The organism is Aeromonas sp. 11P (assembly GCF_051920165.1).
GTDB lineage: Bacteria > Pseudomonadota > Gammaproteobacteria > Enterobacterales > Aeromonadaceae > Aeromonas > Aeromonas veronii.
On the sequence record NZ_JBQBDJ010000004.1, the window covers coordinates 3,581,719 to 3,596,600 of the forward strand.

Consider the following 14,882-nt stretch of genomic DNA (forward strand, 5'->3'; position numbering starts at 1 on the left):
ATGCTGACCGGCTCTTTTTTATCTCGCCAGACCGCAATAGTGGGGATGACTTGCTCCCCTTGCTGACTCTGATTAGGATGGTTTTTGACCTGAACCTGTTGGCGGAGGTGTGACGATGAAAGGGATATTGCTGCGTTGGCTGGCCCGTTACGACGCGTGGTGCGAGGAGTGGGGGCTCACTCAGGAGAACCGGCGCTGCTGCACGCCGGTTCGTTATGATGATGATTCAAGCAAAGAGCGAGATTGCGCAGAAGAGGCTGAGCTCAATCAAAATTGCGGGTCACGGCACCGGTAACGCTGTTGTACTCGAAGCCGAGGCCGTTGGGGTGATCCGGGAAGCGGCCGATAGAATCGCGAAGAATATAACGGCAGTTATCGTGACGTAGCCCCCCGTCAATTTGGTCATCTGCAGCAATGATCTCAGAGGTGTAGTCTGTGTCCGTATTTTTGTCTGCTAGGTCAGGAACGGTTTGATTGGTATCAAGTAATCCAGTGAAAAGTAGTTTGCAGTCATCCGGGCTACTGACCGATATCTGGTCACTTGTGCCTCCGGGGAAAACAATATCAACACCTTGATTACCCTGATCCTCTTTTGTCCCCACAGGCCAGCCGTAGTGGTTGATATCCAAATCTTTATTGCCCATCCCACTGAAGTTATACAGTGCGAGGTCTTGTCCCTGCACTTTCACCGCCCAGCCAGCATGAGCCAGCTGAACTGCACTGGCAAAGCTGCCTGCGGTCGCCGAGACCGTGCTTTTCAGGGCATCATCCTTGATATTGATAAAGCGGGGCAGGGCGGTGACGGCCAGGATCCCCAGCACTATGATCACCAGCACCAGTTCAATCAGGGTAAAGCCGTTGTTTCTGTTGTTCATCATGTTCAATGACCCATTAAATACCGCAAACAGGTGTAAGTGATATGCAGCTGATAGATACCCATTGCCATCTTGACTTTCCGGTATTCGACCAGGACAGGGAGGCACTGCTGGCCCGTTGCCGGGCATTAGGGGTGACGGAGTATATCATTCCTGCCATCGCAGAGGATAACTGGACTCGTGTGATGGCACTGGCAGAGCAACATGACGGCCTCTTTTATGGTCTGGGCGTTCATCCCTGGTACGCCGGTGAACAGCTGGAGGGGGTGATGGAGCGGTTGCGAACGCTGGTGATGAGCCAGCCTGCCGGGCTGGTGGCCATTGGCGAGTGCGGGCTGGACCTCCGTTCACACGTGCCTCAGGAGGGGCAGCTTGCGCTGTTTGAGGCTCAGGTCCGGCTGGCTGCTGATGCCGAGCTTCCCCTGATGATCCACTCGGTGCGTGCCAATGACACTGTGGCCAAGCTGTTGCGCCGCTTCAAGCCGCCACGTGGCGGGGTGATCCACGCTTTCAGCGGTTCGTTGCAGCAGGCGGAGGCTTTCTGGCAACTGGGCTTTCGACTCGGGGTGGGCGGGGTGATCAGTTTTGAACGGGCGAACAAGACGCGAGAGGTATTTCGGGCCATGCCGCTCGAGGCCCTTGTGCTGGAAACCGATTCGCCCGATATGCCGTTGCAAGGCGCACAAGGCTCCCGAAATACCCCGGAAGCGCTGCCGAAAATAGCGGAAATATTGATGACATTGCGGGATGAACCATCGGCAGATGTTGCCAAGGTGTTATTTGAAACTGCCCGGCATATTTTCCATCACGACCAATAGCTATGAAACAAATTCGCAACACCTGATTTAGTTGTCAGGAAAAAAAATGAGCGTAAAAATCGTTTGCTGTCTAATTTTGTGACACTTGGACATTTTGATAACGATAAAATGTGACCAGCATTCTATTTTATCGGACTTTAATTAGTATAATGCGCTCCCCTTGATTAGTTGGGTTTAATAACAACTCGCTAACAAGCCAGGTGCTACTAGAGGAAGATAATAATGAATTTGTTCATGGGTCTGGTAGGGATGGCGACGCTCGTCCTTATCGCGGTGCTGTTCTCCAGCAATCGCAAGGCAATCAACGTGCGTACCGTTGTCGGTGCGTTCGCTATTCAAGCCGGTCTGGGGGCGTTTGTTCTCTATGTTCCGGTTGGTCGCGATATCCTGGTCGGCGTGTCCGACGCGGTATCCAGCGTGATCAGCTACGGCCAGAACGGGATCGACTTCCTGTTTGGCGGTCTGGTCAGCAACAAGATGTTTGAAGTGTTCGGTGGCGGCGGCTTTGTCTTTGCCTTCCGTGTTCTGCCGGTCATCATCTTCTTCTCTTCCCTGATTGCAGTGCTCTACTACTTGGGCATCATGCAGATGGTCATCAAGTTGCTGGGCGGCGGTCTGCAGAAAGTACTGGGTACTTCCCGCACCGAATCCCTCTCTGCAACCGCCAACATCTTCGTCGGTCAGACCGAAGCGCCGCTGGTAGTTCGTCCCTACATCGCCAAGATGACTGACTCCGAGCTGTTCGCCGTCATGTGTGGTGGTCTGGCTTCCGTTGCCGGTTCCGTACTGGCCGGTTACGCCTCCATGGGCGTGAAGATGGAGTACCTGATTGCTGCCTCCTTCATGGCTGCACCGGGTGGTCTGCTGTTCGCCAAGCTGCTGGTTCCCGAGACCGAGACCCCGAACTACGACGAAAGCTCTGCCGATGCCGAGCTGGATGACAAGCCTGCCAACGTCATTGACGCTGCTGCTGCTGGCGCTTCTGCCGGTATGCAACTGGCCCTGAACGTCGGCGCCATGCTGCTGGCCTTCATCGGTCTGATTGCCATGATCAACGGCATCTTCTCCGGTGTGGGTGGCTGGTTCGGTTATCCGCAACTCTCTCTGGAACTGCTGCTGGGCTGGATCTTCTCCCCGCTGGCCTTCCTGATCGGTGTGCCCTGGAATGAAGCAGTGGTTGCCGGTTCCTTCATCGGTCAGAAGCTGGTAGTGAACGAGTTCGTGGCTTACCTGAACTTCGCTCCGTACCTGAAAGACGAAGTGCTGATCAACGGTGTGGCCATGTCCGATCACACCAAGGCGATCATCTCCTTCGCACTGTGTGGTTTTGCCAACCTCTCCTCCGTTGCCATCCTGCTGGGTGGTCTGGGGTCCATGGCGCCGAACCGCCGCGGTACCATTGCACGCTTTGGTCTGAAAGCCGTATTGGCTGGCTCTCTGTCCAACCTGATGTCTGCCACTATCGCAGGCTTCTTCCTGGCACTGTCCGGCATGTAATCGCCGCCTGACTGACAGGGTATAAACACGAACGCCACGGCATCTGCCGTGGCGTTCGCGTATGGAGCGGTGACAACCGTTTTCCTATCTAAACTAATAATAAAATGAGTCAAATCGGAGGTTATATGAATGAAGTGCTACTGGCGATGGTGGCCGGCTTTATAGTTGGTTTGTTGTTTTCTTTCCTCAAATTGCCGATCCCGGCACCTCCCGTTTTATCCGGGGTAATGGGGATCGTCGGGGTCTATCTGGGGGGATTGGCCTACTCCTGGATCCTGACTCGTTTCTTTTCGTAAGGCTTTTTTAGACCTGGATTTGCCAGATGTGAGGTACCTCTGAAATTGGCAAATCCGGCTTGCAAACAGGGGGTATCTCGGCTGAAATAGGCGTTGCCAGCAGGGTGCTGGCAATGACTAATACTCGATGAAATCGGGTGTTGGCGGTCAAATGGAATTGATTGGGAAGTCGGGTCAGATGTTGTCGGCCTTTCTCAAGTCTTCATGGAACCAAGTCCGCACTTTTGTAAGAAAGTGACAGGGCTCTTGCCTTATTTACAGTCGCAGTGCCTGCAGGGTGTTTTGAATAGCATCCCGATAGTGCCGGTGCCTTCGCACTGTAATTCCATTCCCGTATAGCTGGGGATACTGCCTGTGCATCTATCGCTGGATGGTATGGTGGTGCCCGGTTATCTGGATTAAATCGAGACTTTGGAGAACAGAATGAGTGATCTGAAACTGGCCGCCCAGCGCGCCCTGAACCTGATGGACCTGACCACCCTGAACGACGACGATACCGATCAGAAGGTGATCGACCTGTGCCACAAGGCCAAGTCACCGGCCGGTCTGACCGCCGCCGTCTGCATCTACCCCCGTTTCATTCCCATCGCTCGCAAGACCCTGCGTGAGATCGGCGCTGCCGACGTGCGCATTGCGACTGTGACCAACTTCCCGCACGGCAACGACGACATCGAGATCGCCGTGGCCGAGACCCGTGCCGCTGTCGCCTACGGTGCCGACGAAGTGGACGTGGTCTTCCCGTACCGCGCTTTCATGGCTGGCAACGAGCAGATCGGTTTTGATCTGGTCAAAGCCTGTAAAGAGGCCTGTGGAGCCAACGTGCTGCTGAAAGTGATCATCGAAACCGGCGAACTGAAAGAAGAGGCGTTGATCCGTCGCGCTTCCGAAATCTGTATCGATGCCGGTGCCGACTTCATCAAGACCTCCACCGGCAAGGTGCCGGTCAATGCGACCCCGGAAGCGGCGCGCATCATGATGGAAGTGATCAAGGCCAAGAATCCGAAAGTCGGTTTCAAGCCGGCCGGTGGCGTGAAAGATGCCGCCGTGGCGGGTCAGTACCTGGCCATGGCCGAAGAGATCCTCGGCAAGGACTGGGTATCCGCCCGCACCTTCCGCTTTGGTGCATCCAGCCTGCTGGCCAGCCTGCTGGCCACTCTGGGGCATGGCGACAAGCCGGCCAACACCAGCGGTTACTAATAGGTTGATGAGAGGGCGGACGGCTGTCCGCCCTGTTAAGCCCCCACCTGTGGTGCGCGGGCAAGGATTCAGGCTTGTGTAACGCCAGCAATGGCGGAGGGAATGAAAGATGTTTTTGCCTCAAGAAATTATTCGCAAGAAGCGCAACGGTGAAGCGCTCAGTACCCAAGAGATTCAATTCTTCGTTCAGGGCATTACCAACAACACCATCGGCGAGGGCCAGATTGCGGCGCTGGCGATGGCGGTCTACTTCAAAGATATGACCATGGATGAGCGGGTTGCCCTGACCTGCGCCATGCGCGACTCCGGCATGGTATTGACCTGGGATCACCTCAATCTAGGTGGCCCGATTGTCGACAAGCACTCCACCGGCGGTGTGGGTGACGTTGTCTCCCTGATGCTTGGCCCGATGGTCGCCGCCTGCGGCGGTTTCGTGCCGATGATCTCCGGCCGTGGTCTGGGCCATACCGGCGGTACCCTCGACAAACTGGATGCCATTCCCGGCTACCAGACCTCGGTCGACAACGATCGTTTCCTGAAAGTGGTGAAAGAGGCGGGTGTCGCCATCATCGGCCAGACTGGCGATCTCGCCCCGGCCGACAAGCGTATCTATGCCGTACGTGACATCACTGCCACCGTCGAATCTGTCGCCATGATCACCGGCTCCATCCTCTCCAAGAAGCTCGCCTCCGGGCTCGAAGCGCTGGTGATGGATGTGAAAGTGGGCTCCGGTGCCTTTATGCCGACCTTTGAAGCCTCCGAAGAGCTGGCCAAGAGCATCGTTGCTGTGGCCAATGGCGCCGGCTGCCGCACCTCTGCGCTCTTGACCGATATGAACCAGGTGCTGGCCTCCAGCGCCGGTAACGCGGTGGAAGTGCGTGAAGCGGTGCGTTACCTGACCGGTGAATACCGCAACCCGCGGATCCACGAAGTGACCATGGCGCTGTGCGCCGAGATGCTGATCTCCGCCGGTCTGGCCAGCGACGAGCGCGATGCCCGTGCCAAGCTGCAGGCGGTGCTGGATAACGGCAAGGCGGCCGAGATCTTCGGTCGCATGGTGACTGGCCTCGGCGGCCCGGCCGATTTTATGGAGCGTTATGACGCTTACCTGCCCAAGGCTGCCATCGTGCGCCCGGTCTTCGCGGCCAACAGCGGTTTTGTGACCGCTATGGATACCCGCGAGCTGGGCCTGGCCGTGGTCGCCATGGGCGGTGGTCGCCGCGCTGCCGGTGACAAACTTGATTATGCGGTCGGTCTGACCGACTTTATCCGCCTGGGTCAAAGTGTTGATGCTGACAAGCCGATCGCGATGATCCACGCTCAGACTGAAGAGCAATATGCTCAGGCTGCCAGCATGGTGCAGGCGGCTGTCCGGATTGGTGGCGAGCGGCCGGAAGCACTGCCTGAAGTGTACCGCCGTATCACCCTAGCCGATTTGTAACAAGGGGAAGACCCATGAAACGTACCTTTATTCTGATGATGGACTCTTTCGGTATTGGCGCAGCTGCCGACGCCGACAAGTTCGGAGATGTGGGCGCCAATACCCTTGGCCATATCGCCAAGGCGTGTGCGGCAGGTGAAATTGAAGGCCGTGGTGCCCTCAATCTGCCCAACCTCAACAAGCTGGGTCTGGGCCACGCCTGCGAGCAGGCCTCCGGCTACTTCCCGGAAGGGCTGAAGAAAGATATCGAGGTGGTCGGTGCCTACGGCTTTGCTCAGGAGCTCTCCTCCGGCAAGGATACCCCGTCCGGTCACTGGGAGATCGCTGGTGTGCCCGTGCTGTTCGAGTGGGGCTACTTCAAGGATCACCACAACAGCTTCCCGCAGGAGCTGCTGGACGCCATCGTCGAGAAGGCCGGTCTGCCTGGCTATCTGGGCAACTGCCACGCTTCCGGTACCCAGGTGCTGGACGATCTGGGCGAAGAGCACATGAAGACCGGCAAGCCGATCCTCTACACCTCTGCCGACTCCGTGTCCAGATTGCCTGCCACGAAGAGACCTATGGCCTCGAGAAGCTCTATGAGCTGTGCCACATCGTGCGCGAGCTGCTGGAGCCCTACAACATCGGTCGCGTCATCGCGCGTCCGTTCGTGGGCAGCGGCAAGGGCAACTTCAAGCGTACCGGCAACCGTCACGACTACTCCGTGCTGCCGCCGGCACCGACCGTGCTGGATTACATGAAAGAAGCGGGTGGCCAGGTGGTCTCCATCGGCAAGATCGCCGACATCTATGCCGAGCAGGGCATCACCAAGAAAGTGAAGGGGACCGGTCTGACCGAGCTGTGGGATCGCACCCTGGAAGAGGTGAAAGCGGCCGGTGACAACACCATCGTCTTCACCAACTTCGTCGACTTCGACTCCTCTTACGGCCACCGTCGCGACGTGAAGGGCTACGCCGATGCGCTGGAGTATTTCGACTCCCGCCTGCCGGAGCTGTTCGACCTGCTGCAGGATGGCGACGTGGTGGTGTTGACCGCAGACCACGGTTGTGACCCGACCTGGAGCGGCACCGACCATACCCGCGAGTACATCCCGGTACTGTTCTACGGCAAGCCGGTCAAAGCCGGTTCCGTCGGCCGTCGCGAGACCTTCGCCGACATCGGCCAGAGCATTGCGGCGTACCACGGTCTGCCCAAACTGGCATACGGTACCAGCTTCCTGTAATTTACCCGCCCGCCACTCCGGTGGCGGGCAATTTTAATAAAGACAATAAAACTCAACCCAAGTGTGAAGGAATCAAGAGAATGGCAACTCCTCATATCAATGCGAAAGATGGCGCCTTTGCTGATACCGTGCTGATGCCGGGCGACCCCCTGCGCGCCAAGTACATCGCAGAGACTTTCCTGGAGAACGTCGAGCAGATCTGCGACGTGCGCAACATGTTCGGCTTTACCGGTACCTACAAGGGCCGTCGTATCTCCGTCATGGGCCACGGCATGGGTATCCCCTCCTGTTCCATCTACGCAAAAGAGCTGATCACCGATTACGGTGTGAAGACCCTGATCCGCGTCGGCTCCTGCGGTGCCGTGCGTGAAGATGTGAAACTGCGTGACGTGGTAATCGGTATGGGTGCCTGCACCGACTCCAAAGTAAACCGTCTGCGTTTCAAGGATCACGACTTCGCTGCCATCGCTGACTTCGACCTGGTTGCCAATGCTGTGCAGGCTGCCAAGAACAAGGGCGTTGCCGTGCGCGTGGGCAACATCTTCTCCGCCGACCTGTTCTATACCCCGGATCCCTCCATGTTCGACGTCATGGAAAAATACGGCATCCTGGGTGTCGAGATGGAAGCCGCCGGTATCTACGGCGTGGCCGCAGAGTACGGTGCCAAGGCACTGACCATCTGCACCGTCTCCGACCATATCCGTACCGGTGAGCAGACCACCTCTGAAGAGCGTCAGCTGACCTTCAACGACATGATCGAAATCGCGCTGGATTCCGTCCTGCTGGGCGACAAGTAATTCCCTTGCGAATAAGAAACGGCGGCCTTCTGGCCGCCGTTTTTGTATCCGCTCTCTGGTCGTGCCATCAGTTTTCCGGAGGTGGCGAGGGGGGCGTACTCTTTTTCTTGTGCTTGCGCACCCGCATGTAGTTGCGGCGCACGCCGTAGGAGATGAGCACCCCGGCCAGCAGGGCGACCAGCAGCATCAGCCGCTGTTTCTCTTGCACCACCTTGAGCCGGGTGTCCTTGTCTGCAAGCATCTGCTGCTCTTCCAGGGTGATGCGCAGGAAGCCGATGGTCTGCTCGCCATCCCGGATCTCCTGCACGAACTGGATCCGTCCTTTGCCCTGCTCCGGCAGTGACTTGTTATCGCTGCCGATGGGCAGCAGGCTCTCCAGCGGCACCGCCTGCTCAGACTGGGCGAGGGGAATGCCGCGTCCGTCGTAGAGGGTGGCATCGAGGATCTCCGGTTCCGCCGCCAGATCCCGCGCCAGCCGCTCCAGCTCGCTGCTCTTCTCCTCCTTGATCCAGCGTTTCATGTCGCGGGCGGCATAGGCGACCAGCGCCTGTGCCCGGTTGCGTGCTTCGCTGTGCAGCGAGGCCTGGCTTTCACCCTGCATATGGATGAGCACACCGAGCACCCAGCATCCGAGCAGGATACCGGCACCCAGGCTGAGAACACGTTTGATGGGAAGATGACGCTGCAAGCGCGAGACCTCATGGTAACAAGGAGTGGCGGGATCTTGGCGCTTGCCTGTACAAAAAGCAATACGCTACTCTGGGCCAGCATTGTTAACCCCCTGATCACCAAGGAAGGCGTATCCCTTATGTTGTTGTCCCGGCTCCCCCCGCTGTTATCCGATTGGCCCGCGTTGTTGTCAGGCTCACCCTGTTGGCAGCTCAGCGCAGATGCGTTGCAACCGACAGAGACTCCTCAGGCAGGCGGCTGGTTGGTGCTGTTTGGCAAGGGGCTGGGCGCCTCCCATCTGGCGCGTCTGTCGCCACTGTTGGCTGCACAGGAGTTGGCGGCCACCCTCTATCCTCCCACCGAGGTGGCGGGCGTGCCGCTGCTGCTGCTTGGCTGCGATCGCTTCTCTGCCGAGCTGGTGGCCGAGCTCAAGAGCGGTGAGTGGGAGATCGATCTCTGCCATCTGCCCGCGCTACCGACCCTGAACGAGCCCGGCCTGCTGGTGATGGATATGGACTCCACCGCGATCCGCATTGAGTGTATAGACGAGATTGCCCGCCTTGCCGGGGTTGGCGAGCAGGTGGCGGCAGTGACGGCCGCGGCGATGCAGGGCAAGCTGGAGTTTTCCGACAGCCTGCGCAATCGGGTGGCCCTTCTGGCAGGCGCGCCGGTCACCATTCTCGACGAGGTGGCGGCATGGATGCCCTGGATGCCGGGCTTGCAGCTGATGGTCGATACCCTCAAACAGGCGGGGTGGCGTGTTGCCATCGCCTCCGGCGGTTTTACCCGTTTTGCTGGCCAGTTGCAGCGCGATCTGGGGCTCGATGCCATCTTCGCCAACGAGCTGGCGGTGGAAGGGGAGCAACTGAGTGGCAAGGTGAACGGGCGCATCGTTGATGCCAGCGTCAAGGCCGAGGTGTTGCAGCAGCTTGCTCAGGAGTACGGCATTGCTGCCGCCCAGACCGTGGCTATCGGCGATGGTGCCAACGATCTCAAGATGATGGGGGTCGCGGGCCTTGGCATCGCCATTCACGCCAAGCCGCTGGTGCGGGCGCAGGCGGCGGCCACCCTCAATCATCACGATTTGGAGGGGGTGATCTGCCTGCTGGCGGCGCGGGCCTGCAGCGAGCAACGTTGGGACAAGCGCTGACAGTGTTTCAAGGAGGAAACCCATAAAAATGGAATTGTTGCAGCAGTCTCTGTTTATCCCCTGTGGTGGCCATCAATTGCATGTGCGCCACATCAAACCCCGGGTCGCCGTGCATGGAGAGCCGATCCTGATGGTGCATGGCGCCATCGAGAACGGCCGCATCTTTTACACCGAATCGGGCAAGGGGCTGGCCTGCTTTCTGGCCCGTCACGGCTATCAGGTCTATGTGGCTGATTTGCGGGGGCGGGGGCTTAGCACTCCTGCCATCGCCGAGCAGGCAGAGCACGGTCAGCATGAGCTGATCACCGAGGATCTGCCCGCCCTGCAGCGCTGGATTGCCGAGCGCCATCACGGCTTCAAGGTGCACTGGGTGGCCCACTCCTGGGGCGGTGTCATCATGGCCTCGACCCTGGTGCGCTTCCCCGAGCTGGCGGATCAGGTGGCCAGCCTGCTGTTTTTTGGCACCAAGCGCGGTGTGTCGGTGCACAATCCCGAGCGTTGGCTGAAGGTGGATCTGATCTGGAATCGGCTTGCCCCCTGGCTGGCCCGCCGCCGTGGTTTTCTGGCGGCTCGCACTCTGAGGATCGGTGCTGACGACGAGCCGCTGCGCTATTTGCAGGAGACCATCCCCTGGGTCAAGTGCGGCCCCTGGCAGGATCCTCACGACGGTTTTGCCTATGACGAGGCTGCGGCACGGGTTAACTGGCCACCCCTCTGGATGATTTCGGCCAAAGCGGACAAGGTGCTGGGCCACCCGACCGATGTGCGCCGTTTCAGCGACGAGATGGGGTCGGCAACTCGTCACACCCGATTGGGGCGGGACAACGGCAACCGCCTCGATTATGACCACATCAATATGCTGACCGCCCCGCAGGCGCAGGAGGATCACTTTCCCCAGATCCTCGACTGGCTGCTCAACCCGCAGGCGGCATGAAAAAAAACAGGGCGCCTCGAGCGCCCTGTTTCATTTCTGTCTGTTTCCGGATCTTCAGTTCAGCGGCGGCGTGATGCCAAAGCGGAACAGGGTGGCCTGGGTGGTATCGGTCAGTTCGCCCACCCCCACCACGCTCCAGAGCTCCTCTTCCAGCTTGCGCGCCTTGTGGATGGCAAACTTGGCGATGTAGTCCAGCTCGTTGGCGATGAAGTTGGTGTCGGGCCGTCCGGTACGGGAGATGCCGACCAGCACCGAGTAGAACTCCCCCTGTTGCTGCGCCAGCTCGATGAACTGACGCTTCTCTTTGACGTTGGCAAAGCTGCTGGCCAGTCGGCTGCTGAAGATGGGCAGGCCGGCCTTGGTCTGGATGCTGGCGATGTAGACCTCGTCTTCTCTCGGTTTGTCCTCCCGCTCGATGGCACGCAGCGGGTTCATCAGCAGCTCCTTGAGCAGCTCACCCTGAAACAGCGGGTAGAGGTTCTCCTGCTCCGGCAGCTCGGCACAGGCTTGCAGTAGCCGCTGCAGACTGCGCGGTTGCAGAGATTTGCCGATGGAGGCCGGTTTGGGCGCGCCTTTCAGCTTGTTGACATAGACCGGCGAGTTGAACAGGTGGTGGGTGTAGATGTTGCGCAGTGCCCGCGCCAGCCCGCGATAGCGACGCTGCTCCTGCGCCGCCTTGAGCTTGTTCTGGTTGCTCTCGATCAGCAGGCTGAAGAATTGGCGGCCGGTATGGCGATCCGAATCCCCTTCGATGCAGAGGTGCAGCACGGTGCGGGTCATGTTGAGGCTGACCAGTCGGTAGGAGAGGCGCTGCAGATCCATGCTCTTGGAAAGCTCCTGCAAGCGGGGCAGGGCTATGGTCACCACATCGTTCTTCTCGCCGATGAAAGCATCTTCCAGCTCGATTTGCAGGCCGTGTGTCGAGATGTCGCGGGTCCAGCCGATCCAGGATTTGCCGTTGTGATGGATGGCGACCGCGGTCTTGTGGATGTAGCGCGACTCCTTGCGTAGCTGAACATAGTGCAGGGTCTCGATCTCGAACGGGGCAACCCCCTGCTCGTGACCAAAGCGTTGCAGCTCGTTGGCGTTGTTGCTGACCCCTTCCTGATGGAACTCTTCCCGCTGGGACTCCAGGCCGATCTCCTGCAGCAGGCCGCAATAGCTGATTTGCTTGAGCCGCTCGAGCAGCAGGATATCTTGCAACTGCGGGTTGTCCTGCCCCTGCAGTTGCCCCACATCCGCCTCGACCAGATCGCATGCCTCCAGCGTGAACTTGTAGACACGCCAGCTGGGCCGGCGTGAGCCCACCTGGAAGAAGAGGGCGGTGAGGCCACTCTGGCGCAGCTCCTCGGCGGTGGCGGAGAAGAAGTAGATGTGGCTGCGCACCGTGTGGGTAAAGCAGTAGATGATGGTCTCGGTGGTGGTGCCGGGGGGCGGGCAGAGCCGTTTCATCCGCTCTGCGCTGAAAAGGCCCGCGAGGGCATCGCGGTTTTTTTCATCGCGCCAATACTCCAGCAGGTGCTGGTTGTTTTCCGTACGCAGGGCAATCTCGAGATTGGGGCTATCGCCGGTGCCGAAGAAGAGCGGCATGCCGGTCATCCGCGGCAGGTAGAACTGCTCATACCCCTTGATGATGGCGGCGGAGAGCAGATAGTCGACGCTGACCCGATAACGGATCTTGTTGGCGTCGATAAAATCGCTGAGGAAAGCATCGAAGGCGGGCTGTTCGCCGGAGCGCACCAGCCGCAGCCAATATTTTCCCTCTTTGCTCTCTTCGCCGAGGATCTGATAGCCGACCGGCTGATGCAGCACCGGATTGGGGGTGTCCCGCTCCAGTCCGGTAAAGAAGACCTCCACCTGGGCGCCGGTGTGATAGTTAGGCAGATAGGGCACCGAGACCCGCATGCCCCCCAGCGAGAGATCGGAACTCTTGGCGAACAGCTTCTCACCATCCTGAAACTTGATCAGCACTGGCGAGCTGAAGTGCATCCGCTCCTGGCGGCGGCCGTAGTAGCTGGCAAAGGCGATGGTGTTGACATCATATTGCCGGAAGGGGCTGGCCGGCGGAGACAGCTGACCATCCACGCGGGCGTTGTGGTGCTGTTTTTGCCACTGTTGCAGCGCCTCGTAGACACCGAGGGTATAGATATCGCGGTAGAGATAGCACTGGGACTGGAACAGGGCAATCGCATCGGCGGGCATGAAGTGAGTGATGCCGTCAAACTCATGCACCAGGCACTCATCCTCCAGCTCATCGCGCATGTCGATGACCCTGCGGCAGGGGGAGCACTTGCGCTTGAGCTCCATCTTGATCAGAAAACGGCTGTTGCTGTTTTCCTCCTGGGTCATGCGGTTGAAGATCTCCTCGAAATCTTTCTCCCGCAGCAAGGGGACGAGTTGTTCAATCAGATGTTGCTGGTGTTCTGAATCCATTTGTTCCTGCCACGGAAAGTCACTTTTCCGATTCTGGGTTTGATCTGTCGGTCGCAAACAAGTATATCAAGCAGGAATTCATCCTGTCCCCGAGTTATCAATGGCCAAAAATAAAACTGCTTATGTTTGTTCCGAATGTGGTGCCGACTTCACACGCTGGCAAGGTCAATGCAGCGAGTGCAAGGAGTGGAATACCATTACCGAGGTGCGCCTCGGTTCGGTGAGCCCCGCTGGCAAGAGTGCCCGTTACACCGGTTATGCCGGCGCGGTCGGCAGTCAGGTACAGACACTGGCAGAGATCGCCACCACCGAAATTCCCCGTTTTACCTCAGGTTTCAAGGAGCTGGATCGGGTGCTTGGTGGCGGTGTGGTGCCCGGTTCGGCCATTCTGATCGGCGGCAACCCGGGGGCGGGCAAATCGACCCTGCTGCTGCAGACCATGTGTGGTCTCGCTGAACGGATGAAAACCCTCTATGTCACCGGCGAGGAGTCGCTCCAGCAGGTGGCGATGCGGGCCAACCGCCTCGGGCTGCCCACCGACAAGCTGCGGATGCTCTCCGAGACCAGCGTCGAGCAGATCTGCCTGATTGCCCAGCAGGAGCAGCCGCAGATCATGGTGATTGACTCCATTCAGGTGATGCATGTGGCGGATGTGCAATCGTCCCCCGGTTCTGTCTCGCAGGTGCGCGAAGCGGCTGCGTTGCTGACCCGCTACGCCAAGCAAAATCATGTGGCCATCTTCATGGTGGGCCATGTGACCAAGGATGGCAGTCTGGCGGGCCCCAAGGTGCTGGAGCACTGCATCGATTGCTCTGTGCTGCTCGATGGTGGTCATGACTCCCGTTTTCGGACTCTGCGCTCCCACAAGAACCGCTTCGGCGCGGTCAACGAGCTGGGGGTCTTTGCCATGACCGAACAGGGAATGCGTGAGGTGAGCAACCCCTCCGCCATCTTCCTCAGCCGGGGGCAGGAGCAGGCGCCCGGTTCCATCGTCATGGTGATCTGGGAGGGCACCCGACCGCTGCTAGTGGAGTTGCAGGCGCTGGTGGATTACTCCCAGCTCTCCAACCCGCGCCGGGTGGCAGTGGGGATGGATCACAACCGGCTCGCCATGTTGCTGGCGGTGCTGCACCGTCACGGCGGGTTGCAGATGGCGGATCAGGATGTCTTCATCAACGTGGTCGGCGGGGTCAAGGTCGAGGAGACCAGTGCGGATCTGGCGCTGCTGCTGGCGATGGTCTCCAGCTTCCGGGATCAGGCGCTGCCCAAGGATTTGGTGGTGTTCGGCGAAGTGGGTCTTTCCGGTGAAATTCGCCCGGTGCCGTCCGGCCAGGAGCGGTTGCAGGAGGCGGCCAAGCATGGCTTCCGTCGCGCCATCGTGCCGCACGCCAATGCCCCCAAGCACCCCATCGAAGGGATGGAAGTGGTGCCGGTCAAGAAGCTGTCTGAGGCACTCGAGGCGCTGTAATCGTCCCGCATTGCAATCGAGAGAGCAGAACAACAAAAACAAAAAAGAGCGCCTCTGCGCTCTTTTTTACGGGGCGTAACCTGCC

General features: G+C 59.0%; 12 protein-coding genes and 1 pseudogene. 10 read left to right on the top strand and 3 right to left on the bottom strand.

The annotated features are described in order from the left end of the window. Positions 1 to 263 precede the first annotated feature (263 nt). Positions 264 to 878: a type IVa pilus pseudopilin TppF gene (gene tppF, locus ACTG1P_RS16635; RefSeq protein ID WP_272868746.1), complete on the bottom strand. Its 615-nt coding sequence runs from the start codon at positions 876 to 878 to the stop codon at positions 264 to 266. A gap of 41 nt (positions 879 to 919) precedes the next feature. Here tppF and ACTG1P_RS16640 point away from each other — a divergent pair, with 41 nt between their 5' ends. The 7 genes and pseudogenes from ACTG1P_RS16640 to deoD all read left to right on the top strand — a co-directional run bounded on the left by ACTG1P_RS16640 (position 920) and on the right by deoD (position 8,143). Continuing rightward, positions 920 to 1,693, top strand: a complete 774-nt coding sequence (locus ACTG1P_RS16640; protein ID WP_440001748.1) for a TatD family hydrolase — start codon at positions 920 to 922, stop codon at positions 1,691 to 1,693. Between the two features lie 222 nt (positions 1,694 to 1,915). Continuing rightward, entirely contained in the window at positions 1,916 to 3,190 is a 1,275-nt protein-coding gene (locus ACTG1P_RS16645) for a NupC/NupG family nucleoside CNT transporter (RefSeq protein ID WP_005340466.1), read from the top strand. Positions 3,191 to 3,315: 125 nt separating this feature from the next. Next, the gene (locus tag ACTG1P_RS16650) at positions 3,316 to 3,486 is read left to right on the top strand and encodes a XapX domain-containing protein (protein ID WP_005340467.1); all 171 of its coding nucleotides are present in this window, start codon (positions 3,316 to 3,318) and stop codon (positions 3,484 to 3,486) included. Between the two features lie 423 nt (positions 3,487 to 3,909). Continuing rightward, positions 3,910 to 4,683: a deoxyribose-phosphate aldolase gene (gene deoC / locus ACTG1P_RS16655; RefSeq protein ID WP_033112950.1), complete on the top strand. Its 774-nt coding sequence runs from the start codon at positions 3,910 to 3,912 to the stop codon at positions 4,681 to 4,683. A gap of 109 nt (positions 4,684 to 4,792) precedes the next feature. Then, positions 4,793 to 6,124, top strand: a complete 1,332-nt coding sequence (gene deoA, locus ACTG1P_RS16660) for a thymidine phosphorylase (protein WP_005340469.1) — start codon at positions 4,793 to 4,795, stop codon at positions 6,122 to 6,124. 14 nt (positions 6,125 to 6,138) lie between these two features. Next, positions 6,139 to 7,346 (top strand): annotated as a pseudogene (locus ACTG1P_RS16665) (phosphopentomutase). A gap of 80 nt (positions 7,347 to 7,426) precedes the next feature. Then, positions 7,427 to 8,143, top strand: coding sequence for a purine-nucleoside phosphorylase (gene deoD / locus ACTG1P_RS16670; RefSeq protein WP_005340471.1), 717 nt, complete (start codon positions 7,427 to 7,429; stop codon positions 8,141 to 8,143). A gap of 67 nt (positions 8,144 to 8,210) precedes the next feature. Here the strand turns inward: deoD and ACTG1P_RS16675 are convergent, their stop codons facing one another. Next, positions 8,211 to 8,831, bottom strand: a complete 621-nt coding sequence (locus ACTG1P_RS16675) for an AhpA/YtjB family protein (protein ID WP_005340472.1) — start codon at positions 8,829 to 8,831, stop codon at positions 8,211 to 8,213. A 120-nt stretch (positions 8,832 to 8,951) separates the two neighbouring features. On the opposite strand from ACTG1P_RS16675, the gene serB reads away from it, so the two are divergent. Both serB and ACTG1P_RS16685 read left to right on the top strand, forming a co-directional pair. Continuing rightward, positions 8,952 to 9,962 carry a phosphoserine phosphatase SerB gene (gene serB / locus ACTG1P_RS16680; RefSeq protein ID WP_440001749.1) on the top strand — a complete coding sequence of 337 codons (1,011 nt, stop codon included), beginning with the start codon at positions 8,952 to 8,954 and terminating at the stop codon, positions 9,960 to 9,962. 28 nt (positions 9,963 to 9,990) lie between these two features. Then, positions 9,991 to 10,896, top strand: coding sequence for an alpha/beta hydrolase family protein (locus ACTG1P_RS16685; protein ID WP_440001750.1), 906 nt, complete (start codon positions 9,991 to 9,993; stop codon positions 10,894 to 10,896). Positions 10,897 to 10,950: 54 nt separating this feature from the next. Here the strand turns inward: ACTG1P_RS16685 and ACTG1P_RS16690 are convergent, their stop codons facing one another. Then, positions 10,951 to 13,329 carry a PilZ domain-containing protein gene (locus ACTG1P_RS16690; protein ID WP_440001751.1) on the bottom strand — a complete coding sequence of 793 codons (2,379 nt, stop codon included), beginning with the start codon at positions 13,327 to 13,329 and terminating at the stop codon, positions 10,951 to 10,953. A 100-nt stretch (positions 13,330 to 13,429) separates the two neighbouring features. Between ACTG1P_RS16690 and radA the strand changes: the two genes are divergently transcribed. Beyond that, complete coding sequence (gene radA / locus ACTG1P_RS16695) at positions 13,430 to 14,797, top strand: DNA repair protein RadA (RefSeq protein WP_005340481.1); 1,368 nt, start codon at positions 13,430 to 13,432, stop codon at positions 14,795 to 14,797. The last annotated feature ends 85 nt before the right edge of the window (positions 14,798 to 14,882 follow it).